This window comes from Ferdinandcohnia sp. GQ5 (assembly GCF_059759275.1).
On the sequence record NZ_JCAXEW010000006.1, the window covers coordinates 1 to 22,254 of the forward strand.

General features: G+C 36.5%; 24 protein-coding genes and 1 pseudogene. 17 read left to right on the forward strand and 8 right to left on the reverse strand.

The window, feature by feature from the left end:
• Positions 1-758: 758 nt before the first annotated feature.
• The gene (locus AC6CHV_RS08645) at positions 759-1,424 is read right to left on the reverse strand and encodes a GNAT family N-acetyltransferase (RefSeq protein WP_498078746.1); all 666 of its coding nucleotides are present in this window, start codon (positions 1,422-1,424) and stop codon (positions 759-761) included.
• A 60-nt stretch (positions 1,425-1,484) separates the two neighbouring features.
• Positions 1,485-1,676 carry a DUF5370 family protein gene (locus AC6CHV_RS08650; protein ID WP_498078747.1) on the reverse strand — a complete coding sequence of 64 codons (192 nt, stop codon included), beginning with the start codon at positions 1,674-1,676 and terminating at the stop codon, positions 1,485-1,487.
• Positions 1,677-1,786: 110 nt separating this feature from the next.
• On the opposite strand from AC6CHV_RS08650, the gene AC6CHV_RS08655 reads away from it, so the two are divergent.
• Positions 1,787-1,999 (forward strand): hypothetical protein, encoded by a 213-nt coding sequence (locus AC6CHV_RS08655; RefSeq protein ID WP_498078748.1) that lies wholly within the window; start codon positions 1,787-1,789, stop codon positions 1,997-1,999.
• A gap of 63 nt (positions 2,000-2,062) precedes the next feature.
• Here the strand turns inward: AC6CHV_RS08655 and AC6CHV_RS08660 are convergent.
• A pseudogene (locus AC6CHV_RS08660) lies at positions 2,063-2,146 on the reverse strand (YjcZ family sporulation protein); the annotation flags it as partial.
• Positions 2,147-2,235: 89 nt separating this feature from the next.
• A complete protein-coding gene (locus AC6CHV_RS08665; protein ID WP_099353622.1) occupies positions 2,236-2,337 on the reverse strand; it encodes a YjcZ family sporulation protein in 102 nt (33 codons plus the stop codon).
• 139 nt (positions 2,338-2,476) lie between these two features.
• Here AC6CHV_RS08665 and AC6CHV_RS08670 point away from each other — a divergent pair, with 139 nt between their 5' ends.
• From AC6CHV_RS08670 to AC6CHV_RS08680, 3 genes are all read left to right on the forward strand, one after another.
• Positions 2,477-3,364, forward strand: coding sequence for an NAD(P)-dependent oxidoreductase (locus AC6CHV_RS08670; protein WP_440273346.1), 888 nt, complete (start codon positions 2,477-2,479; stop codon positions 3,362-3,364).
• Positions 3,365-3,510: 146 nt separating this feature from the next.
• Entirely contained in the window at positions 3,511-3,693 is a 183-nt protein-coding gene (locus tag AC6CHV_RS08675) for a hypothetical protein (protein WP_341333551.1), read from the forward strand.
• Positions 3,694-3,914: 221 nt separating this feature from the next.
• A complete protein-coding gene (locus AC6CHV_RS08680) occupies positions 3,915-5,771 on the forward strand; it encodes a PAS domain S-box protein (protein ID WP_341332033.1) in 1,857 nt (618 codons plus the stop codon).
• A gap of 70 nt (positions 5,772-5,841) precedes the next feature.
• On the opposite strand, the gene AC6CHV_RS08685 is transcribed toward AC6CHV_RS08680, so the two are convergent.
• Positions 5,842-6,078: an IDEAL domain-containing protein gene (locus tag AC6CHV_RS08685; RefSeq protein ID WP_341332032.1), complete on the reverse strand. Its 237-nt coding sequence runs from the start codon at positions 6,076-6,078 to the stop codon at positions 5,842-5,844.
• 320 nt (positions 6,079-6,398) lie between these two features.
• Here AC6CHV_RS08685 and AC6CHV_RS08690 point away from each other — a divergent pair, with 320 nt between their 5' ends.
• Both AC6CHV_RS08690 and AC6CHV_RS08695 read left to right on the forward strand, forming a co-directional pair.
• Positions 6,399-7,667, forward strand: coding sequence for a DUF8189 domain-containing protein (locus tag AC6CHV_RS08690; RefSeq protein ID WP_498078749.1), 1,269 nt, complete (start codon positions 6,399-6,401; stop codon positions 7,665-7,667).
• A 258-nt stretch (positions 7,668-7,925) separates the two neighbouring features.
• Complete coding sequence (locus tag AC6CHV_RS08695) at positions 7,926-8,576, forward strand: glycoside hydrolase domain-containing protein (RefSeq protein ID WP_341332030.1); 651 nt, start codon at positions 7,926-7,928, stop codon at positions 8,574-8,576.
• A gap of 141 nt (positions 8,577-8,717) precedes the next feature.
• On the opposite strand, the gene AC6CHV_RS08700 is transcribed toward AC6CHV_RS08695, so the two are convergent.
• Complete coding sequence (locus AC6CHV_RS08700; RefSeq protein ID WP_341332029.1) at positions 8,718-9,185, reverse strand: YkyB family protein; 468 nt, start codon at positions 9,183-9,185, stop codon at positions 8,718-8,720.
• 181 nt (positions 9,186-9,366) lie between these two features.
• Between AC6CHV_RS08700 and AC6CHV_RS08705 the strand changes: the two genes are divergently transcribed.
• Positions 9,367-11,097: a sensor domain-containing protein gene (locus AC6CHV_RS08705; RefSeq protein WP_440273344.1), complete on the forward strand. Its 1,731-nt coding sequence runs from the start codon at positions 9,367-9,369 to the stop codon at positions 11,095-11,097.
• A gap of 28 nt (positions 11,098-11,125) precedes the next feature.
• Here the strand turns inward: AC6CHV_RS08705 and AC6CHV_RS08710 are convergent, their stop codons facing one another.
• Complete coding sequence (locus AC6CHV_RS08710) at positions 11,126-11,989, reverse strand: metallophosphoesterase (RefSeq protein WP_440273343.1); 864 nt, start codon at positions 11,987-11,989, stop codon at positions 11,126-11,128.
• Positions 11,990-12,295: 306 nt separating this feature from the next.
• Here AC6CHV_RS08710 and AC6CHV_RS08715 point away from each other — a divergent pair, with 306 nt between their 5' ends.
• On the forward strand, positions 12,296-12,937 hold the full coding sequence (locus AC6CHV_RS08715; RefSeq protein ID WP_440273342.1) for a DUF3993 domain-containing protein: 642 nt from the start codon (positions 12,296-12,298) through the stop codon (positions 12,935-12,937).
• Positions 12,938-12,972: 35 nt separating this feature from the next.
• Here the strand turns inward: AC6CHV_RS08715 and AC6CHV_RS08720 are convergent, their stop codons facing one another.
• Positions 12,973-13,929: an MBL fold metallo-hydrolase gene (locus AC6CHV_RS08720; RefSeq protein ID WP_440273341.1), complete on the reverse strand. Its 957-nt coding sequence runs from the start codon at positions 13,927-13,929 to the stop codon at positions 12,973-12,975.
• A 180-nt stretch (positions 13,930-14,109) separates the two neighbouring features.
• Between AC6CHV_RS08720 and AC6CHV_RS08725 the strand changes: the two genes are divergently transcribed.
• The 9 genes from AC6CHV_RS08725 (at position 14,110) to AC6CHV_RS08765 (ending at position 22,200) form a co-directional block, all read left to right on the forward strand.
• Positions 14,110-14,346: a YkuJ family protein gene (locus tag AC6CHV_RS08725; RefSeq protein WP_121445041.1), complete on the forward strand. Its 237-nt coding sequence runs from the start codon at positions 14,110-14,112 to the stop codon at positions 14,344-14,346.
• A gap of 180 nt (positions 14,347-14,526) precedes the next feature.
• On the forward strand, positions 14,527-14,964 hold the full coding sequence (cbpB, locus tag AC6CHV_RS08730) for a cyclic-di-AMP-binding protein CbpB (protein WP_440273340.1): 438 nt from the start codon (positions 14,527-14,529) through the stop codon (positions 14,962-14,964).
• 115 nt (positions 14,965-15,079) lie between these two features.
• Positions 15,080-15,958 carry a transcriptional regulator CcpC gene (ccpC, locus tag AC6CHV_RS08735; protein ID WP_341332023.1) on the forward strand — a complete coding sequence of 293 codons (879 nt, stop codon included), beginning with the start codon at positions 15,080-15,082 and terminating at the stop codon, positions 15,956-15,958.
• Between the two features lie 106 nt (positions 15,959-16,064).
• A complete protein-coding gene (locus AC6CHV_RS08740) occupies positions 16,065-16,313 on the forward strand; it encodes a YkuS family protein (RefSeq protein ID WP_099353608.1) in 249 nt (82 codons plus the stop codon).
• A gap of 268 nt (positions 16,314-16,581) precedes the next feature.
• A complete protein-coding gene (locus tag AC6CHV_RS08745) occupies positions 16,582-17,130 on the forward strand; it encodes a peroxiredoxin (protein WP_099363161.1) in 549 nt (182 codons plus the stop codon).
• A 70-nt stretch (positions 17,131-17,200) separates the two neighbouring features.
• The gene (locus tag AC6CHV_RS08750) at positions 17,201-17,656 is read left to right on the forward strand and encodes a TlpA disulfide reductase family protein (protein ID WP_341332022.1); all 456 of its coding nucleotides are present in this window, start codon (positions 17,201-17,203) and stop codon (positions 17,654-17,656) included.
• A gap of 167 nt (positions 17,657-17,823) precedes the next feature.
• The gene (locus tag AC6CHV_RS08755) at positions 17,824-19,578 is read left to right on the forward strand and encodes an ABC transporter ATP-binding protein (protein ID WP_341332021.1); all 1,755 of its coding nucleotides are present in this window, start codon (positions 17,824-17,826) and stop codon (positions 19,576-19,578) included.
• Between the two features lie 14 nt (positions 19,579-19,592).
• Positions 19,593-21,410, forward strand: a complete 1,818-nt coding sequence (locus tag AC6CHV_RS08760) for an ABC transporter ATP-binding protein (protein ID WP_341332020.1) — start codon at positions 19,593-19,595, stop codon at positions 21,408-21,410.
• Between the two features lie 124 nt (positions 21,411-21,534).
• On the forward strand, positions 21,535-22,200 hold the full coding sequence (locus AC6CHV_RS08765; RefSeq protein ID WP_341332019.1) for a potassium channel family protein: 666 nt from the start codon (positions 21,535-21,537) through the stop codon (positions 22,198-22,200).
• The last annotated feature ends 54 nt before the right edge of the window (positions 22,201-22,254 follow it).

The following is a 22,254-nucleotide window of genomic DNA, read 5'->3' on the forward strand; positions in this document are numbered from 1 at the left end:
TACACAATTATATGGACTTAATCTGATTGTATGTTTGGTTGTCCGAAGTTACTTCAACTTCGGACACAGAAGTGCTGATTATATGTTTGCTTGTCCGAAGTTACTTCAACTTCGGACCCAGAAGTGCTGATTATATGTTTGCTTGTCCAAAGTTACTTCAACTTCGGACACAGAAGTGTTGATTGAGCGTGCTCTTGTCCAAAGATTCGTTAACTTCGGACACAGATGTGTTGATTGTATGTTTGCTTGTCCGAAGTTACTTCAACATCAGACACAGAAGTGATGATTGCATGTTTGCTTGTCCGAAGATACTTCAACTTCGGACACAGTTGTGCTGATTATATGTTTGCTTGTCCGAAGTTACTTCAACTTCGGACACATAAGTGATGATTGTATGTTTGGTTGTCCGAAGTTACTTCAACTTCGGACACAGAAGTGCTGATTGAGCGTGCGCTTGTCCAAAGATTCGTTAACTTCGGACCCAGAAGTGCTGATTGTATGTTTGCTTGTCGGAAGTTACTTCAACATTGGACCCAGAAGTGTTGATTGAGCGTGCGCTTGTCAAAAGAAGCCTTAACTTCGGACCCACTCGCCCGGATTATGGCTACGGTTGTCCGAAGATTTCTTCAACTACGGACCCCACCCACGCTGATAGCGTCTTATGTTGGCTAAAGCTGCCTCAACTTCATACCACCCCTAATAATTTCTGCAACTCAGATTGGAAAACGTTAATGTAATGTAATTAGACTCGTTTTCTTTCATATGTGAAAGGGATTTTTCCATTCCATTAATAATCCATAATTACAGGACTCCTCGTCCTCGAGGTAGTTTTCAATAAGTTGGACAGGACTGCGTCCACAACGAAGAAGAAAGGTAATCACGGGATCCTTTAATTCACCTGTCATTACTTTTTCGATGTATTCTTCGGCACTTAAATCTGTAGAATACTTAGAGTATCCGGAAATTCGGCCGCCGCCTAGTAACCGTTCTAATTTTAAATATACAACAACTTCATACATTGATTGCATCAACCATTTCCCCAGGCCAAATTTACGATATGCTGGGCTCACACAAATATCAACAATGTATAATGTGTTTCCATCTGAAGTATGGTTTCGTATGTATCCGTTATCTGTGATATCCTCCCAAGTATGTTGTGGATGACTAGGGTCAAATTGAACTATTAATCCAGTCATTGAACCACATATTTGTCCGTCAATTTCGACACATAGGGCACCCTCAGGGAATAGTGACACATGGTTATGTAATTGTTCCTTATTCCACCATAATTCAGAAGGAAAAGGTGGAGGGAAACAATCTTGTTGTACACGAATAAGGTCGTCAAAATCATTTTCTTGATAATTACGAATTACGCACTTTTTTGGCGTATTTCCATCAAACACAAATATTTCTTTTCGATACATGTTATCACCTCACATCCACATTGTACGTTACATCCAAAGGGATGAGAAGTAAAACTAATCTCAATCTTGGTGTGTTTCAAAAAATTTGTCAATCTCATCTTCTATTAAAGCAGGATCAGGTTGCTCCCCACTAAAAGTGAAAGACAATTCCTTGATAAATTCACCATCGCGATAGACATGAATTGCCCCTTTTTGACTAATGACATTATATTCTGTTTCAAACCTATACCCTTCGCGATCAATTGCACCCATTACAATCTCTCCTCAATTCATATATTTATTGTTATTGTTCCTCTTTATTGTGTAAAAAGTACATATTTTTAATAAAACACGCCACTTTAATGTTGAGGAGGTATAGAAAAATGACAGACAATGATCGCGATTATCATGAAAGAGATCCCCATTTCGATGGACGCTATGAAGGCATAATCAATGATGACTCAACAGGAAATAAAATAGGGATTAGATCTGATGTGAATACAGAAAACATGGTTCAACCGAAAAATCCTTATCATATTAAGCCTAAAGTGGATAAAGAAATGAAAAAGTTCCATGATATTTTTGAAGGTGAGTAAAGAAAAAAGCCAGCAACCTTTTAAAGTTGTTGGCTTCCTTCGCATACATGTTAAATGGTTATCTTAGAACCAAGCAGCTCCAACGATGATTAGTAGAATGAACAATACTACAATCAACGCAAAGCCTCCGCGAAAACCATAGCCACCGTAACCATATCCACCATATCCGTATCCACAACAACTCATATTACATCTCCCTTTCTTTTTTATCATTAATCTTTAATTTTCTTAAAGAATTAGTAACCTACGTAAGCAGCCCCAACAATGATCAATAGAATGAACAATACAACAATCAAAGCAAAGCCTGCTCCATATCCTCCGTGTCTTTCTCCACTCATTTAGAACACCTCCATATCTATTTGTTATATCCTATGGAACATTCGCCGTTTTCGTAAGGTACAAATCCCCAATTTTCACAGATTTTTTTTTGGAAATATATGATATGATAAAAATAAAAAAGTTAAGGGAGAAAACGTGATGGTACATAAAAATGTTTTAAATGAAAATGCAGTTGTGGGGTTTATAGGAACAGGTGTTATGGGAAAAAGTATGGCAGGACATATCCTTTCAAAAGGATATAAGGTTCTCGTCTATACACGCACGCAAGAAAAAGCTGAAGAACTTGTGAAACAAGGAGCCGTTTGGAAACAGTCAGTAGCTGAAATCGCATCTGAAGCGAATATCGTAATTACAATGGTTGGCTATCCCTACGACGTGGAAGAGGTCTACCTTGGTGAAAATGGACTTTTGGCACATGCAAAAGAAGGAACTTATTTTATAGATATGACAACTTCAACTCCGACATTAGCAAGTAAAATCTACGAAGAAGCAAAACAAAAGGGATTGTATTCCTTAGACGCGCCTGTTTCTGGCGGAGATGTTGGTGCAAAAGAAGCAAGGTTAGCTATTATGGTTGGTGGGGACGAAGAGGTTTTCGAAGCTTGCAGGTCATTATTTGAAATCATGGGACAGAATATTGTATATCAAGGTCCTGCGGGGTCTGGACAGCATACAAAAATGTGTAACCAAATTGCAATTGCCTCCAATATGATTGGTGTCGCTGAAGCAATGGTTTATGCTAAAAAATCCGGACTCGACCCTGAAACTGTTTTAAAAAGTATTTCAACAGGAGCAGCTGGAAGTTGGTCTTTAAGCAATCTTGCACCAAGAATGATATCAGGCAATTTTGAACCAGGTTTTTATATCAAACATTTCATTAAAGATATGGGAATTGCACTCGAAGAAGCAAAAGCAATGGAGATGGATACACCAGGACTAGAACTTGCAATACAAATGTATGAAGAACTTGCCGAAAAGGGCGAAGAAAACTGCGGTACTCAAGCCATATATAAACTGTGGGATTAATGAGTCAAAGGGATCTTTGTCCACGACTAGCTTAAAGCAATAACGATTCTATTCACATCAAGCGTAAGTGTTCACCTATTGTTGCATAGGAATCCCTCTAGGAGAAGAAAATAATGATGATTATCTCTAAGGGGGTGCACTTTAATATGGCAAAGCGTAATAAAAAGAATGATCCTGAACAAAAAAACAAAAAAGGATTTGATTCTAGCGTAACTGATACAGAGTTCGGTAAGGAATTTGGGAGCGCAGCAGCGAACCAAGCACATAAGAAAAAAGCGAAAAAAGAAAAAGCCTCTAAGAATGACGGTAAATATGAAGGCGGACTTTAATACTTACAAACTCGACAGCTCTGTGCTTGTCGAGTTTTTTACCTTTTAGTGGTGATGTTTTGCTTTTTAAAAATTAAAACAGGTCTTTCTACCTATGGATATGAACTAAACCCTAAATTAATGTAATAGTATAGTAAAAAAATGGTTACCATTACAAAATCCTAAATAGCTATTTCTATCTTAATGATACGTCTAAATCGAAAGGGGAGGGGGTTCAACACATGGAGTCTGGCAATCAATATAGTGCTCAACAGCAATTACCTCAAACACAATCCTCTGTTAATCTAGTATTAACAGTGACGATAAACGGTAAAATTCTCTATCTATCAAGTAACTGTAAGGATATCTTAGGTTACACAAAAGAAACACTAATTGGATCTTCCATTAAAAACATTATCCATAAGGATGACCGATTCATGCTTGAAAGCTATTTTTTCAATAAGCATGAAGTTTCAGTTTGTGCACTTAGGGTTATGAAGACAAACGAAGAATTTATTTGGTTTGAAACAACTGTTGAACCTGTTTATTACTCCGATTCCTTCGAATATGACGAGATCTTATTAAAAATGAGAGTGCTTGTCGAACCTGAGAATAGTCGGACACATGAGGAAATCCTAACTAATACCCTATTATCATCTGTTAATTCGGAAATTGCACTTCATCAAAATCGATTAAAAGATGCTTCCATTCTAATCGATGAGGCTCCGTTTCCTATTATCATTTCTAAATTCGGTAGGATTTTATATATGAATAATGAAGTTACTACCTTACTCGAAATTCAGAATCCTATGAACGTATTGGGAAAATCGATTTATTCATTTATCAATCAAGAATTCCATGAAGTAGTAGAGAAACGAATACAACAGCTACAAAGCGGATATCGATTAGGTATTATTGAACAAAAGTGGAAGAAACAAAATAAAGAAGAAATCTTTGTTGAAGTAAAAGAAGTACCGATTTATATTAATGATGAAATCTATGAATATCTTGTCCTACACGATATTTCATCAAGAAAGTCTTTTCATGATATTATCCATAGAAGTCGTGAACGATATCAACGAATTGTCCAGAATTCTATTGATACAATCGCCGTTATTTATCAAAATAATTGGGTTTTTATTAATGACTCAGGTGTAAAGATGTTTGGGGCGAACAGCTACACAGAAATGCTCGGGAAAAATATATATACCTTTTTACATCCAGAAAATCACGACCAGGTCAGAGATTTTATTGAAATTGTAAATGCTGAAAATAAGGAAGTTAATTTTAGCAAGCAATCTTGGTATACGATCCAAGGAAAGCAGGTTTATACAGAATTAATCGGAATTCCAACTACATATTTTGGCGAGGCTGCTGTTCAAGTAATCATTCGTGACATATCTGATCGAATCAAAGCAGAGGAGTTAATGATTAAATCTGAGAAACTGTCCATTGCCGGACAACTTGCTGCTGGTATTGCACATGAAATTAGAAATCCATTAACGGCTATAAAAGGATTTTTACAATTATTTCATAATGACTTTCAAGGAAAACAAAACTATTTCGATATCATCTTTTCAGAACTGAATCGAATTGAATTGATTCTGAGTGAGCTTTTGTTATTGGCAAAGCCATCAGAAATTAAATTCAAAAATAAAGATATCCGAATCATTTTGCGAGATGTTGTTACATTGCTCGAGACACAAGCCATCCTGCAAGATATCCAAATCAATATCGATTTTATGAATAAAGAGTCCATTATTACATGCGATGAAAATCAAATAAAGCAGGTCTTTATTAATCTTATAAAGAATTCCATCGATGCAATGGAAAAGGGCGGAAATATCTTTATTCGTACAATGGTTACGGAAGACTCAATTTATATTTTGTTTATAGATGAGGGGTGTGGTATACCAAAATCAATCCTTGAGCGAATCGGGGAGCCTTTCTACACAACAAAGGAAAAAGGAACAGGCCTTGGGCTTATGGTTAGTTATAATATTATAGAAAATCATAACGGTGAAATAAAGGTGGATAGCAAAGAAAATGAAGGAACAACCTTTGAGATAAAGCTTCCACGTGTAGATGTGACGGTGTAACTCCTAGAAGTTACACCGTTTTTAAATAGGAAAAAATAAAAGGCCAGTGCACTTCGCACTAGCCAATTCGTTATTGTAAAAAGCTATGTTGAGACAGTAACATATTATATTGTTTTGTAAGTTCCATAAATAAGTTTTCATCTTTGTTAATAAGTGATTGGTCGATTTGTTTAAGTAATTGTTCTTTTCTAAAGGAGGCCTGTGATTGGATGAGAACCATTTCGGCTACCTTTTTATACATTTCTTCATCAGGCGTTTGAGAAATTACGACTACCTCATTTTTTTGCTCTTTGTTAAAATGGTTCATTACTTAATCACTCCTTTTATTTTTTCACTTCTTTATAAATCAAAAACCCCTTCACCTTATATGTGTAACTAGAATCATTTCATTTAATTATTTCTAGTTGTCTTTCTATTATGAAGGGAATTAGGCAAAAAGTAAAGTATTTTTTTAGAAAATTTGGATATGTCAGAATTTAGATGAACTGGCAAGCTCAGATATAAGGTTCGGAGAATACGAAAAAATGGGCTACTTTCCTTATAAATTTCATAGTATGAAATGAGCAACTTTTTAATTTTATTCAGTTTTGCTGAATAAAGTTAAAAGAATAAAAGGAGGTACCTGTCATGAATCAACCATATGGTGGATATCAAATGAATCCATATACTCGCGTGGTTCCAAACTATTATTATCCTTATTATCCCGCAAATGGCTACCAACAGGCTAATTATATAAATACACCTACTACAGACCAGCAGCAAAGACAAACAGAAGAATTTCAAAATGTATGGAAAGAAGTTCGAAAAAATTTAAAACCTCACTATGATCATTTAGCTGAATTTAATGTTAATAAGCGATTATCGCAGTATATTGCCATGCAACTTGTCATGTACACTTTAATGACTCAAAATCAATTCTCAGGTTCTTTGGATCAAAGAGTGAATCAAACCTATCAGGCATTTCGTCGTCAAGCCAGTTGGGTCTTTGGGGTATTATCACCTTACCGAATTCCGGAACGTGAGCTAGAGAGGATATTTAAAGCGATTATTCGACTTACTTATGAAAATATTGGCTTTTCACCTGAAAAGAATTGGAGTGAATGGGAAGATCTTGGAGGCTACTTAACATCTGGACCTTCTGTAACTGTACCTGGAAGAAATCAGTTAGATGTCTATGTGCGAGGAAGAAATCGTGTGTTATATCGGCGGTTTTGGAATGGAACTAGTTGGACGGATTGGGAAAGCCTCGGAGGTACTCTTACTTCTTCACCTGCTGCAGTCTCATGGGGACCTGGCAGGGTAGATGTGTTTTCTCGTGGTGAGAATAACCACTTGATTCATAAATATTGGAACGGTTCCTCTTGGAGTGAGTGGGAAGATTTGGGAGGAGTCTTAACATCATCACCTGCTGTCTCATCTTGGGGTGAGAATCGCCTAGATGTATTCGGAAGAGGCACAGATCGCCATCTTTATCATAAATATTGGGATGGAGATAGTTGGAGTGAGTGGGAGGACTTAGGTGGTATTCTTACGTCTGCACCTGGTGCCGTATCGTGGGGGCCAAATCGTATCGACGTTTTTGTGCGTGGTGAAAATAGAGCACTATATCATAAGTATTGGGATGGCTCATGCTGGAGCAATTGGGAGGATCTAGGTGGGCAATTAACATCAAGTCCAGCAGCATCTTCAAGAGAGCCTAATAACCTTGATGTTTTTGTAAAGGGTACAGATGAACATTTATATGTAAAAAATTGGGATGGAAGCCGTTGGAATGAATGGGAAGACCAGGGTGGTACATTAACATCCGAACCATCTTCAGCCTCATGGAATCGAAACCGAATTGATGTATTCGCTAGAGGAGAGAACAACCAACTTATCCATAAATGGAAATCATAACTATATTCAGCATAGAAACTAAAGTTGCTGGGATAAAAGAGGAGTGCTATTCATTCAATTGTGAATCAAAACCGAATGAATAAAGTTAAAGCCTCCGGCGGATGCCACGATTTTTCAAAGGGAATTTTTCGAGCGGGAAGTTCAAAGTGAAAGAATGCCACAAGCTGTGGCAACGTCTTTATGACCCACTTCCTGTGGGCCTAAAATCGGGAGCAAACATGCAAAGGCGCATTTGATTATATGACAGGGGTTGTGGATATGCCTAGATATGTGTGGGGAGTGGATTCAGCGGCAACTGCTGATGAAGAGCTATATACATGTGTTAAATCTAAACTTGGGAAACCAAAATTCTGGGGCCGTTATTTAAGTGAAAGTCCTAATGTTTCAGCGGGATTAACAAGAGCAGAAATTTCATTTTTGCGGAACAGAGGAATCAAGGTTTTACCTATCTATAATATTTTTTCTGACGCTACAGGATTTGAAAAAGGGCAGCTTGCTGCAAGAAATGCTATATTTAATGCAAGACGTCTTGGCATTCCAAATAATGTAGGATTGTTTGCAAATGTAGAGCGCTTTTTGGTTGTAGACGAGGCTTGGATTCGGGGGTGGGTGGAATCAATTTACCCTAGCGGCTTCCGTCCAGGGATATACAACGATCCTGTCAAAGGCGATTTTTCTGTAGCTTATTGTGAGGCTGTCAGAAAAAATAAACAGGTAGCTGTTCAAACGATTCTATGGAGTGCTGAACCTGAGCCTGGAGTGACAAAGGAACGAAATGCACCTAAATTTAAGCCAATATCACCAAAATGTAAGGCAAATGTATGGATTTGGCAATATGGAAGAGATTCGGTAGACTGTCCAATTAATACAAATTTAGCTGACCAGCGGGCTTTACATTACCTATACTAAAAAAAACCAGGTACATCGTCCTGGTTTTTTATTTGCGTGTTGAGGTCACAAGCCAACCCATCAAGAATGTCAAGTAGCAACCTTCTCGCTAGCTCGTCTTGTGTTTGTTGGGACTGAATAAGGCGCTCGCACTTTTGGTTATTAACGATAGCTTTCACCTAGTTTTTTGAATACGGGTTTTTGGTATGTCCGTTTGTTTGATCGGTTAGTATTCTCGATTTTTTCTTCAATACCAACGTATTGCTGTAGCAGGCTTTTTGCTAGAGAAAGTGATAGATAGGTTTTTGGATTTCGGTATGTCTGATTCAATTGTCCAAGGTGTGGTAGGCGAGAGAAGTCTTCTTTTGTAGGAGGCATGTGAAAATAATAGTCTCCGGCTGAAATTAAGACATCGGATTGTTGTTGACTATTTTTCGGATTTCTGGAAAAATGTAGTCCTTCCTTTTTGGCTTTCCCTTCGGATAAAAGCTTTTCAAGTGCTTTTCGTTTTAGTAAGTATAAGAATTTAGGATTTGTAGCCGTTTTGGCATGTCGGTTTACAACAAATATGGCACGTGCAAGGTTGTCCACATTTGGTTCAAGCGGTGCTTGATTTACCTGTTTTTTCATACTTTCTCTCCTTTCTATCTTTTATTATACTGGTAGTAGTGTATTTTTACAAATTCAACTGGAACAAAGTATTTATTAAATCTTTCATACGATTAAATAAAAATAATGATTGAAAAAATAAAGGTTTTTGTCAATATATGCCGAAGAGGTAAAATATTAATCTGCAGTAGGGAATGGTCTCATGAACAACATTAATCATGTAATCTTGAAGGATAAGCAATATAGCCAATTTGGTGAGAAAATTGAGGCAATTATCTTTGAAATTATCCTTAAACATATCAAGGATTTAATATATGTCATGAAAGTAGAGGAAGAAGACATTTTTACCTATGTTTTCTTAAATGAAGAGGCAAAGGGGCATGCAAAATTAACTAACTCTAGCCTTGGGAAAACACTTCACGAGGTGTTACCTAAAGAAACAGCTGATCATTTACATGCACAATATAAATCTGTTGTGGAGAAAAGAGAAGCAGTCTCGTTTCAGGATGTTGTGATTCTACCTGATAAAAAAGTCGTACACGGTGAATCGCTTTTAACCCCAGTCTTTGATGACAAAGGAAATATTCTATTCATCGTAAGTGTCACTCGAGACATCTCTGCAAGGGTTGCCGATAAGGAAATGATTACCTATATGGCCTATCATGATCAACTTACAGGTTTACCTAATCGCAGCTCATTAAAGAAGGAGTTAGATAATGCAGTTACAGAAGCCATCGATCTTGAACAAGAATTTGCATTAATGTTCATAGATCTTGATCGTTTTAAATTTTTCAATGATTCTATGGGACATGTCGCAGGGGATCATTTATTAAAAGAAGTTGGAAGAAGGTTATCATCAATTAGTCAAAAAGGCTATAAGGTTTTCCGTCAAGGCGGGGATGAATTCATTATGATTCTACCAAACTCTTCAAGAGATCATTCCGAAAAGTTTGCGCAGAACGTGACCCGATTGTTTGAAAAGCCTTTCAGTTTAGAAAGAAAGGAATTCTTTATTTCAGCGAGTATTGGAATTAGTCTCTATCCGACCGATGGCAATGACGTAGATACACTAGTCAAAAATGCTGATACAGCCTTGTATCGTGCAAAGGAATTAGGCAGGGCGCTCTATCAATTTTATAGTACTGATTTACAAAAGCAGTCTTCCCATTTAATGCACCTTGAGACAAGTCTTAGAAGGGCTATTGAAAAGAATGAACTTGAAATCTACTATCAACCACAGTTGGATCTTAGTTCAGGCAAGGTTACAAGCTTTGAGGCACTGTTAAGATGGAATCATCCCACACTAGGTTTTGTGTCACCTGCAGAATTCATACCGATTGCCGAGGACACTGGGCTCATTTTATCAATTGGAGAATGGCTAATTCACACAGTATGTCAGAAATTAAAACACTGGAAAGAGAGTGGATATGGGACTGTATCCATTGGTGTCAATTTATCACCAAAACAATTCCAGCAACCTGAATTAGTTAGTATGATTCAACAAAATATTGAGGAGAATCAAATCTATCCAGGCAGTCTTGAAATTGAGCTTACCGAGGGAGCGATGTTAGACCCAAAGAAAACGATGCTCACATTGGCGAAGTTAAAGGAAATTGGTGTTCGAATTGCCGTGGATGACTTTGGCACAGGCTATTCCTCTTTAAGTTATATAAAAAAACTTCCTATCGATACATTAAAAATCGATAAATCCTTTGTAAAAGATGTTCTCCGTGATGAAAAGGATGCTGCGATTACAACTACAATCATTCACTTAGCCCAAAGTTTAGGACTGTCTGTAATCGCTGAAGGTGTTGAAGAAGAACAACAGGTTGAATTTTTCAAGATTATGGGGTGTCATAAAGTTCAAGGTTATTTCTTTAGTAAACCAATACCAGAAGATGAGTTGATAGAGCATTATTTAACAAATAAGTAAGAGGACGACCTGGGGTCATCCTCTTTCTTTATGTCGATTGTAATGTAAAAATGGATATTTCAGGTTTTGCTAGAAATCGTAATGGAAGCCTAGTTGTTCCAAGTCCGCGGTTTACATAGAGGAACATTTTTGTAGTGCCGATTTCATGGGCACCTTCATAATATATACTTCCAAGCGGGGGAGTAATCAGTGGGCCTAAAAATGGCAGCTGAATTTGTCCACCATGACTGTGACCGGATAGTTGCATATGTGCTCCCACTTTAGCTGCTCGATCAGCAATATCGGGCTCATGAGCAAGTAGAATCGTATAACTAGACGAATCTACGTTTTGGAATGCTTGTTCAAAACTAGGACGTCCGAGCATGACATCATCTAACCCCACAATGGTAATTTTTGAATCTCTTAAGTGAATTTCCTTCGAGCTGTTCATTAAGAGATTAAAACCAGTTTGTTCCATTAGTTTTTTATAAATCTCCGATCCGTAACCCCCATGGTCATGGTTACCGTAAATGGCAAATTTCCCAAGAGGAGCTTCTAACCGTTTTAGGATCGGGATGAGATGATTGGCAGCTGCATATTTATTAGGCTCATCCATTAAATCTCCGGTGAAAAATAGAAGATCTGGTTTGTAGCTATTTATTCGATCAACTAGAAGAGTGAGTTGTTCTAGTGTGTAATAATGCCCAACATGAGTATCACTAAATTGGACAATTCTAAGGTTGTCAAAGTCTTTTGGAATAGTAGGATGTGCAATTTTATGAGATGTGATATCTAGCTGTTTCGGCTCAATATATCGGGCATACAAATACCCTAATGAGGACGCAATTGCAATTGTTGCTGTTGTGGCAAATGCCCGTTTAATAAATTGTCTTCTTGTATATTTTTTTGCCATCCTAACCGCCAACCTATTCTTTATAATCAATTGAAGTTATGAGACTAGTGTAGCATATTCATATTCACTTAAATTTTAAATATGTATTACAGTTGTAAACAATACTAATTACGAATCGGCTTTCTCATCTTGTATGTCAAAATTCACTCTTTTTTTCATTGGATTTATGAATTTATTGTTTGTATATAAATAAACATGTCAAAATCTGCAATTATTTAACGAACGATTCATATCCACGTGCTTTTAAGAAATTGTTAAAATGAGGGTACTTGTACATAACCAGTCACTTAATGAAAGGATGATAATTTGAGCAAGCGAATCTCATTACTACTCATTGTCATTTGTTTTATCGGACTAGTTTCTGTTCCAACAGCTAAAGCGTCATCTAATCAACCCCTTACACAAGAGGAAGTGTTTACATTCTTACAAGAAGCGTTTCAAGCGCAATCTTCACTAACATCTGAATTTCGTACTTATGAAGAAGTTCAACAAGTTCTTGCTCCTTTTTTCCATTCAGATTATGCAAACACATTTTTAGAGGAAAATTTAATAAAGGAAAAGGATGGGTATATTGTGTATGGTTCCGATTTTGCCCTTTACTTTGTTCCGTTTTATTCGTATACAGATGAAACAAAAATTTTATTCGATCAAAACGAAAAGAAGATTTTTGTCTATGAGTTATTTAAATCCCCTGATGCAGGTCCTGTTGCTTATAAAGATCATTATGAAGTTATCACAATTGAAAAAATAAACTCAAACTGGCTTATTACGGATTTACAATCACAAGATGATGCACCATCTGTAAAAGATACTGCTACACATAAGGAAACGATTAACCAGGATTCAGCATTTTTAACGTGGAATCCATTAAAAACGACGATTTATTCCTTACTTGAAATGGATAATCGAACATTCACTCATTTTGGACTTTATCAAGGCATCTTCTAAATATCAAAGAAAAATAGAAATCCCAATTGGGATTTCTATTTTTCTTTTTGAAGGAAATCAACAATTCCCATTGCACAAATATCAAGGTCAAGGCTAAGAATTTCGTATACTTCATGATGTCTTGGAACATTCTTTTCATCAAGATAAGCTGTGATTTCCTTTAAGATCAATTCCTTAATAATTTCTTTATGTTCAACTTCAGTTGCTAAAGGGTGGTCGATAAAAGACTTTTTCCCGGCATTCACAAAAATAGGTAACCACTGATGTAGTTGAGCGAACACTTCATTCACATTTGTTGACATCCCGTAATGGCCAAAATAAATAGCTGAGACCCCGAGATCATTCACTCTTTTTGCAGATTCGAGCATGGCATCAGGACGGAATTGATTAGGAGATGTCGAAGGCAAAAACAGCTCAATATTGTCTTTGACTAGTTCATGATAATAAATGCCGATTGTATCACCGGTAAAGATACCGTTACTAACAGGTTCATAAATACTAAAGTGATGATTGGCATGTCCTGGCGTATCGAAAAAAACGAGGCTGCAATTCCGTCCTATTTCAAGTTCTTCCTGATTTGATTTTATGATTAATTTTTCCTCAGGAATTGGCAAAATTGGATTAAATAAAGAATCAAAATTTTTCCCATATACGGCCTTTGCTCCAGAAATCAAGCGAGTTGGGTCAACCAAATGTCTTGCTCCTTTAGGGTGAACAACCACTTTTGCATTTGGGCAATGCTCTAATAAGAGGCCAGCTCCTCCAGCATGGTCTAAATGAATATGGGTTACAATTATATACTGAACATCAATTGGATCAATGTTCAGTTCCTTAAGCCCATCTAAAATGTACGGTATTGAAGGACTTGCACTTGTTTCAACAATTGTAATTTTATCCTCTTTTATTATGTAAGAACCAGTTCGAGCCATTCTCCCCAAATCATGTGCGTCAATTAGAAATATTCGCTCATTTAGTTGTGTAAGATTTCCCATGTTCTCCTCCAATTTTTTATTGTTTCATCGCTAATTTTATTGTATTGTTACATAGTGGTTACTGTAAAGGTATTGAAAGAAATATTCTGAATATATACGTCCGTGAGAAAAATGGTCAATACCGTGGATAGAAGAGAGGATATTGCTCAATCCTAAAAGTAGAGAAAGGAGAGGCTACATATGTCACAGTTACAAGGAATCATATCTCGTCTTATTAGCCTTCAGGAAAATGCAAACGGTGGGGAGCCCCCACAACGTTTTTTTGAAGTAAATGGTGAAAGAAAATGTAGTGTTAAGTATTTTAACAAAACAAGTACATTTGAACTCGAAGTATACCAACAAGGGGAAAAGCCCAAAACGTATCAATTCGATAATATTGACATGATTGCGATTGAAATTTTCGATTTAATTAGCTAATCACACTTCTTAGGCTCGGCAGACTGCTGAGCCTTTTCTTCCTTCTAAAGTACTAACTCTACATCACCCTTAAATAATACAAGTTCTCACCCAAAAATTATGTTAAAATAAAAGAGGAGAATGAAAATTTAAATCTGGTAATATATGAAAATAATTACAATGTGAGGTTGTGAGGCTTACATGTTTGGTCTTCAAAATGAAAATCTATTTGAAACAACAATTAAAGACTTACTTATTCCTGCAGATAAAGTAGCTCACGTTCAAATCGGGAATAGCTTAGAGCACGCATTACTTGTCCTTACAAAAACGGGATATACCGCAGTCCCTGTATTGGATCCAAAGTATAAACTGCATGGATTGATTAGTTCAACACATATTTTAGACTCAATTCTTGGACTAGAGCGAATTGAATTTGAACGTCTAGAGAAAATGAAGGTTGAAGAAGTAATGAACAGGGAAATACCCCGGTTAAATTTAAATGACAATGTCATAAAGGGTCTACAATTAGTCATTGATCACTCATTTGTCTGTGTTGAAAATGATGATTTAGTGTTTGAAGGAATTTTTACCCGCCGTACTATTTTAAAGCAATTTAATAAACAATTAAAAATTAAATAAGTTACTTAAATCCTTCATGCTGATATGGAGGGTTTTTTTCTGTGTATAATGATAATTTGTAATAAATCATTTATACTATAAGTAAAACTTATACCTGTGTTCAGGAGGAAACAATGTGCAATTTTCCGAATTTCAATTATTAGTGGTACTATCATCTGAATTAAATATGCGAAAAGCATCTGAACGTTTATTTGTTACACAACCTGCGTTATCCCAGCGCTTACAATCGATTGAAAAGGCATGGAACACAAAAATATTCATTCGTTCACAAAAAGGACTCACACCAACACCTGCTGGAGAAAAAATAATTGATTTTGCTAAAGAGGTTGTTGAGAAGGAAGAAAAAATACGTGAGCAGCTACAAGGACTCAATCAAGAAGTGCACGGCACCCTTAAAATCGCATGTGCGTCCATTATCGGACAAAATTGGCTTCCAAAGGTATTAAAAAAATATGTAAATAAGTTTCCGCATGCTAAAATTTCATTAATTACCGGTTGGAGTAGTGAAATATTAAAAAATCTTTATGATGACACAGTACATATTGGAATTATCCGCGGCAAACCTGATTGGAAGGGTGCAAAGCATCATCTATTAACCGATACGATGTATATGGTTGATACAGAAATCCAACAAATCGAGCAGGTGTGGGAAACAGACCGACCGTTTATTCAATTCAAAAGTGATTCAACCTATTATCAAGAAATTCAGGAATGGTGGCATCGAACCTTTCAATCGACACCACGTCGCACCATTGTGGTTGACCAAATTGAAACATGTAAGCAAATGACATTAAATGGAATTGGTTATGCGATTTTGCCATCTGTCACTTTAAATGATGATGAAACGAAAAACATATATAAAATCCCTTTAATGAACGAGAATAATGAACCAATGAAGCGCGACACATGGTTGGTCGGTTATGATTATGCATTTGAGCTTAAACAAGTCCAAGCATTTGTTGAGATGATTAAAGAAAATATAGATTCTTTATAAAATGATTTCTATAAATCGTTATCGTGCAGAATTCAATCCACGAATATGTGTAGAATAATCACAGTCTGATTGTGACAAATTACATATATGAGGAGGTGGATGATTAATGGCGAAAATTGGTGTTGAAGGTTCTCTAACAAATGTTCAGCAGGCTCTTCAAGAAAAAGGCTATGAAGTTGTTCAGCTAAAACAGGAAAGTGATGCACAAAACTGTGACTGTTGTGTTGTTACAGGCTTAGATTCGAATGTAATGGGAATGGCTGATACTGTCATGAAAGGGCCTGTCATTGAAGCAAACGGACTATCTGCTGACCAAGTTTGTCAACAAGTAGAAAGTCGTTTAGGACAGGCGTAAACAATGAGAGAGGATAAGTCAAGACTAGGTATTTCACCTAGTCTTTTTTTGTGAACCCATCGTTTATCAACAATATATTATAAAATTGTAAAGATTATATAATTTTTAAAAAACGACGGCGTTTTACTTGAATCGACAGCCACCTCTTTGTTAAACTAGTCATTGTTGATAGCGATTATCATGTTTAAACAGTACAATGCTGGTTATACTTGAATATTGGTGTTAGCGTTATCAATCTACTTATTAAAAATATATGGAGGTTTTACATATGGCAGAACGTATGGTAGGTAAACAAGCTCCTCGTTTTGAAATGGATGCTGTTATGCCAAATAAAGAATTTGGTAAAGTTAGTCTTGAAGAGAACATGAAAAACGATAAGTGGACAGTTTTATTTTTCTATCCAATGGACTTCACTTTCGTATGTCCTACAGAAATTACAGCAATGTCTGATCGTTACGATGAGTTTGAAGATCTAGACGCAATCGTTATTGGCGCTTCTACAGATACAATTCATACACACCTAGCTTGGATTAACACTGACCGTAAAGACAATGGATTAGGGGATCTGAACTATCCACTAGCTGCAGACACTAACCATGCTATTTCCAAAGAATACGGTGTTCTAATTGAAGAAGAAGGTATTGCATTACGTGGTCTTTTCATCATCAGCCCAGAAGGGGAGATGATGTATTCTGTTGTTAACCACAACAACATTGGTCGTGATGTTGATGAAACATTACGAGTTCTTCAAGCATTACAGACTGGTGGCCTTTGCCCTGCTAACTGGAGACCTGGTCAAGCTACACTTAATGTCTAATGTATAACAAATAACAACAGGGTCTAACGTTTGTTAGACCCTTTAATCCATAATTCGGAGGATAAAATCGATGAAATTACGTGATCAAATGCCTGAACTTGATGGAGAAAAAGCTTGGTTAAATGGTGAAGTTAGTAAAGCTGACCTTGTTGGTGAAAAACCAACTCTCATTCATTTTTGGTCAATCAGCTGTGGTCTTTGTAAGGAAGCAATGCCTCAGGTGAATGAATTCCGTGATCAATATCAGGACAAGTTAAATGTTATTGCTGTTCATATGCCAAGGTCAGAAAATGATCTTGATTTAGATGAAATCAAGCAAGTTGCCGAGGAGCATAATATCACTCAACCAATCTTTGTTGATAGTGATCTTAAATTAAATGATAAGTTCGAAAACCAATATGTTCCTGCTTATTATGTATTTGATAAAGAAGGCAAGCTTCGTCATTTTCAAGCAGGTGGTAGTGGCATGAAGATGTTAACCAAACGAGTTAACCGCGTATTAGAAGAAACTCAAAATGCTGAATAATAATGAGGTTTGCTCACAAGGCTAGGTCAAATTGACTTAGCCTTATTTTTTTTAGAAAAAATATTTAACATTTTCTGAAAATGCACTAGATATTTATTTCGAAAACCGATATATTATATGTTACGTACATTTCAGGTTTTTTATGGAAACACCGAGGGGGGACTTTTATGGATACTTTTAGGAAATTAAAGGGGTTTTATTGGCCGTACCGGAAATATTTTTTCTGGTCATTATTTGCCATGATTTTTGTAACTGGAATTACAGTTGTCTATCCTATCGTACTTCAGATAACCATAGATGAGGTTATCAGGGCAGGAAATTATCAGTATGTACCATATCTTGCATTTGGTTTTATTGCCATCATGTTAATTAAGGGGATAGCCACATATTTCAACCAGTATTTAGGGGATTTATTTGGTATAACGGCAGTTTATAAGGTAAGAAATGCATTATATGAAAAACTGCAACGCTTACCCTTTAGTTATTATGATAATGCAAAAACAGGAGATCTTATGTCAAGATTAACTGCCGACGTTGAGGGAATTCGATTCTTCCTTTCATTTGGGTTTGCCGAACTACTTCGTTTTACACTTTTAATTGTTTTCAGTTTAATCGTGATGTTTTCGTATTCCATTTCACTTACATTGGTAACAATTTTGGCATTACCATTTCTCGCAATTGTTGTTTATCGTTTTGATAAGCGGGTCCACCCAGCATTTCGTAAGGTTAGAAAAACATTTGGTCGTTTGAACACGAATGTACAAGAAAATATCAGCGGGATTAATACGGTAAAGTCATTATCACGAGAAGAATTTCAAATTAATAAATTCAATCATTCCAATGAGGATTACCGAGATGTATCACTTGCTACCTCAAAGATTTGGGCAAAGTTTTTCCCTTTAATGGAGTTTATTGGAAATGTCTGTGTTGTCGCTCTATTATCTTATGGGGGATATCTAGTAATTGGTGGGTCTGTCTCTTACGGGGAACTCGTCGCATTTTTTAGTTTAGTGTGGTACCTGCTCAACCCAATTATGAACCTTGGTTTTATTATTAATATGTTTTCTCAAGCCAAGGCATCTGGCGAACGTTTACTAGAGATTCTAGAAGCAGATGAAAAAATTATTGATCAAAAAGATGTTGTTAACAGTGATAACTTGCAGGGGCATGTAGAATTTAAAGACGTTACCTTAAAGTATACAGAGGATGATGAGGCAGCATTACAGTCGATTTCATTTACAGCTGAACCAGGTAAAGTAATTGGGTTAATTGGGGCAACAGGATCAGGGAAAACAAGTATTACACAGCTAATGACGAGATTTTATGAACCGGTAAAAGGCCAAGTCTTTATTGATGGCAAAGATGTTTCAGACTATTCGATTGCTACTTTAAGGAGCAATATTGGATTTGTTATGCAGGAATCATTCTTATTCTCTTCCACAATTCGTGCGAATATAGCATATGGTAAGCCTAATGCTTCATTGGAAGAAATTATTGATGCAGCAAAAAGAGCCCAAGCACACGAGTTTATCATGGAGCTTCCTAATGGATATGATACGATGCTTGGTGAACGTGGCATGGGATTATCTGGTGGACAAAAGCAACGAATTGCGATAGCAAGGTCAATCTGTATTGATCCTAGTATTCTCATTTTAGATGATGCAACAAGCGCGGTAGATATGGAAACAGAATTTTCAATTCAACAAGCCTTAAAGGAAGTAATGAAGGGACGGACTACATTTATCATTGCACATCGCATTTCTTCTTTGAAACATGCTGATGAGATATTGGTATTAGAAAATGGAGCCATCGTTGAACGTGGAACACACGAGGAATTATTGAAAAATGAAGGACCATATCAACGCATCTATGATATTCAGTATAAGGATCAAAAAGTTGTCTTACAGTCACAAGTAGGTTAGGTAGGTGAGATTAAATGTCAAAAAATGAAAAACAAGATATAAAACATCGGTTCCATTATTCAACGGACCAAGCAATCGAAAAACCGTTTAACTGGAAACAAATGCTCAGATTATTAGGCTATATGAAACCATATTCAAAAAATTTATTGCCTTTAGCAATAATCATGGTATTATTAACAACCGCTGTTCGGTTGATCGCACCTATTCTAATTGGGAAATATACAATTGACCATGCGATTGCGAATAAAGATACAGATTTATTAATGGTCTTAGTTTCTACGATTGCTGGGTTATATGCAATTAATTATGTTGCCAACATTTATCGTATCAAATGGACCAATATGCTTGGTCAAAATATTATTTACGATTTACGAAAGCATCTTTTTACACACGTTCAAGGTCTATCACATCGATTCTTTGATAAGCGTTCAGCAGGTTCTATCTTAGTTCGAATCCTAAATGATGTGAACTCACTACAGGAATTATTCACGAATGGGGTAATTAATCTATTAATGGATTTCGTGCTCCTGTTTGGGGTCATTTTTATTCTTTTTGGTTTAAGTCCAAAGCTTACATTGGCAATCTTAATTATTCTGCCACTGATGGTCTTAATTACAACTAAATTAAGAAGAAAAATTAGAAGATCTTGGCAAACAGTAAGAATTAAGCAATCCATGCTAAACTCGCATCTAAATGAAAGTATTCAAGGGATTCGTGTGACACAAGCATTTACTCAGGAAAAGGAAAATATTGAGTTCTTTGATGGAATTAATAATCAAAACTTTGAAAGTTGGAGAGATGCTACCCAGAAAAATGCGATGTTCCGTCCATTTGTTGAAATGACAAATGCGGTTGGAACTGCAATTTTGATTTGGTTCGGGGCTACACTAATCCAAGCTGACGGACTAACAATTGGGGTATTTGTCTCATTTGCCTTCTATTTAGGAATGTTTTGGGAGCCTATTTCACGTTTAGGTCAAGTATATAATCAATTACTCGTGGGGATGGCCTCTTCCGAACGTATTTTCGAATTTATTGATGAAGAACCAATTGTTGGTGAAAAAGAAAACCCAATTCACTTGTCTGATATGAAAGGAAAGATTGAATTCGACCATGTGGAATTCGCATATGATGAAAGTCGAAAAGCTTTGAAAGGCATTTCCTTGACGATAGACGCAGGTCAAACCATCGCCCTCGTGGGTCATACTGGTTCAGGTAAAACGACGATTGCTAATCTGATCAGCCGCTTCTATGATGTAACATCTGGTGAAGTAAAAATCGACGGAATAAATATAAAAGAATTATCTCTCCAGAGTGTTCGTTCTCAAATAAGTGTAGTCCTACAAGATACGTTTATTTTCTCTGGTACAATAAAAGACAATATCCGGTTTGGGAGACCAGACGCAACGGATGAAGAGATAATAGCCGCTGCACAAGCAGTGGGTGCCCATCAGTTTATTGAGAAACTCGTAAATGGTTATGACACGGAAGTTGAGGAAAGAGGGAATATCCTATCAGTTGGGGAACGACAATTATTGTCTTTCGCTCGTGCACTGCTTGCAGATCCTAAAATCTTAATCTTAGATGAAGCAACTGCAAGTATTGATACTGAAACTGAAGTCAAAATACAACAGGCTTTAAAGCAATTATTAAAGGGGCGTACAGCAATCATCATTGCCCATAGGCTATCGACTATTCGTGAAGCTGATAATATTTTCGTATTAGATCATGGTGAAATCATCGAACAAGGAAATCACCATGAATTAATGAACCAGCAAGGCGAATATTTTGGATTGGTAAAAGCACAGTTTAAGATGCTTGAGGCAATTTAGAAAACCTTAAAAGGACTAGGAAACCCTAGTCTTTTTGTTATAAAGTGCTTTTCAGTGATGCTTCCAAATTATAGATTAATTGTGATACAATCTAAGGTATCTCAATTTGATGGGGGAATAGGTAGTGAACAAAAAAGAGTTTGCGGTAATAGGCCTTGGGCGCTTTGGAGGTAGCATATGCCGCGCATTAAGTGATGAAGGTATGGAAGTCATGGCCATGGACCTTGATGAAGATAAAGTAAATGAGTTTTCAACGATAGCTTCTCATGCAGTTGTTGGCGATTCAACTGATGAATCAGTACTCAAGAGCATAGGGATTCGAAATTTTGACTTAGTTATTGTTGCTATCGGGGACAATCTGAAAGCGAGTATATTAACGACTATTATTCTAAAGGAATTAGGGGTCAAGCAAATTTGGGTGAAAGCACAAAATGACTATCATGAGAAAATTTTAAGTAAAATTGGAGCGGACCGGATTGTACATCCAGAGCGAGATATGGGAAAACGAATTGCCCATAATATTATTTCAAACAATGTCTTGGATTATCTGGAACTTTCTGATGAGCATAGTATTATTGAAATTGTTGCAGGAAAAAAGATTGACGGGAAATCTTTAATTGAATTAGATGTACGTGCGAAGTATGGGGTAACCATCGTCGCGATGAAAAGAGGAAAAGACATTATTGTATCTCCATCAGCAACCGAGCAAATACATAAAGGGGATATCCTAATTATTATCGGGGCTGACACAGATATTAGCCGTTTTGAAAAAAATCTAATCGTAGAATAAACGTCTCAGTATGAGGCGTTTTTATTATGGACAAAAAAATTTAGAGTACGCTTA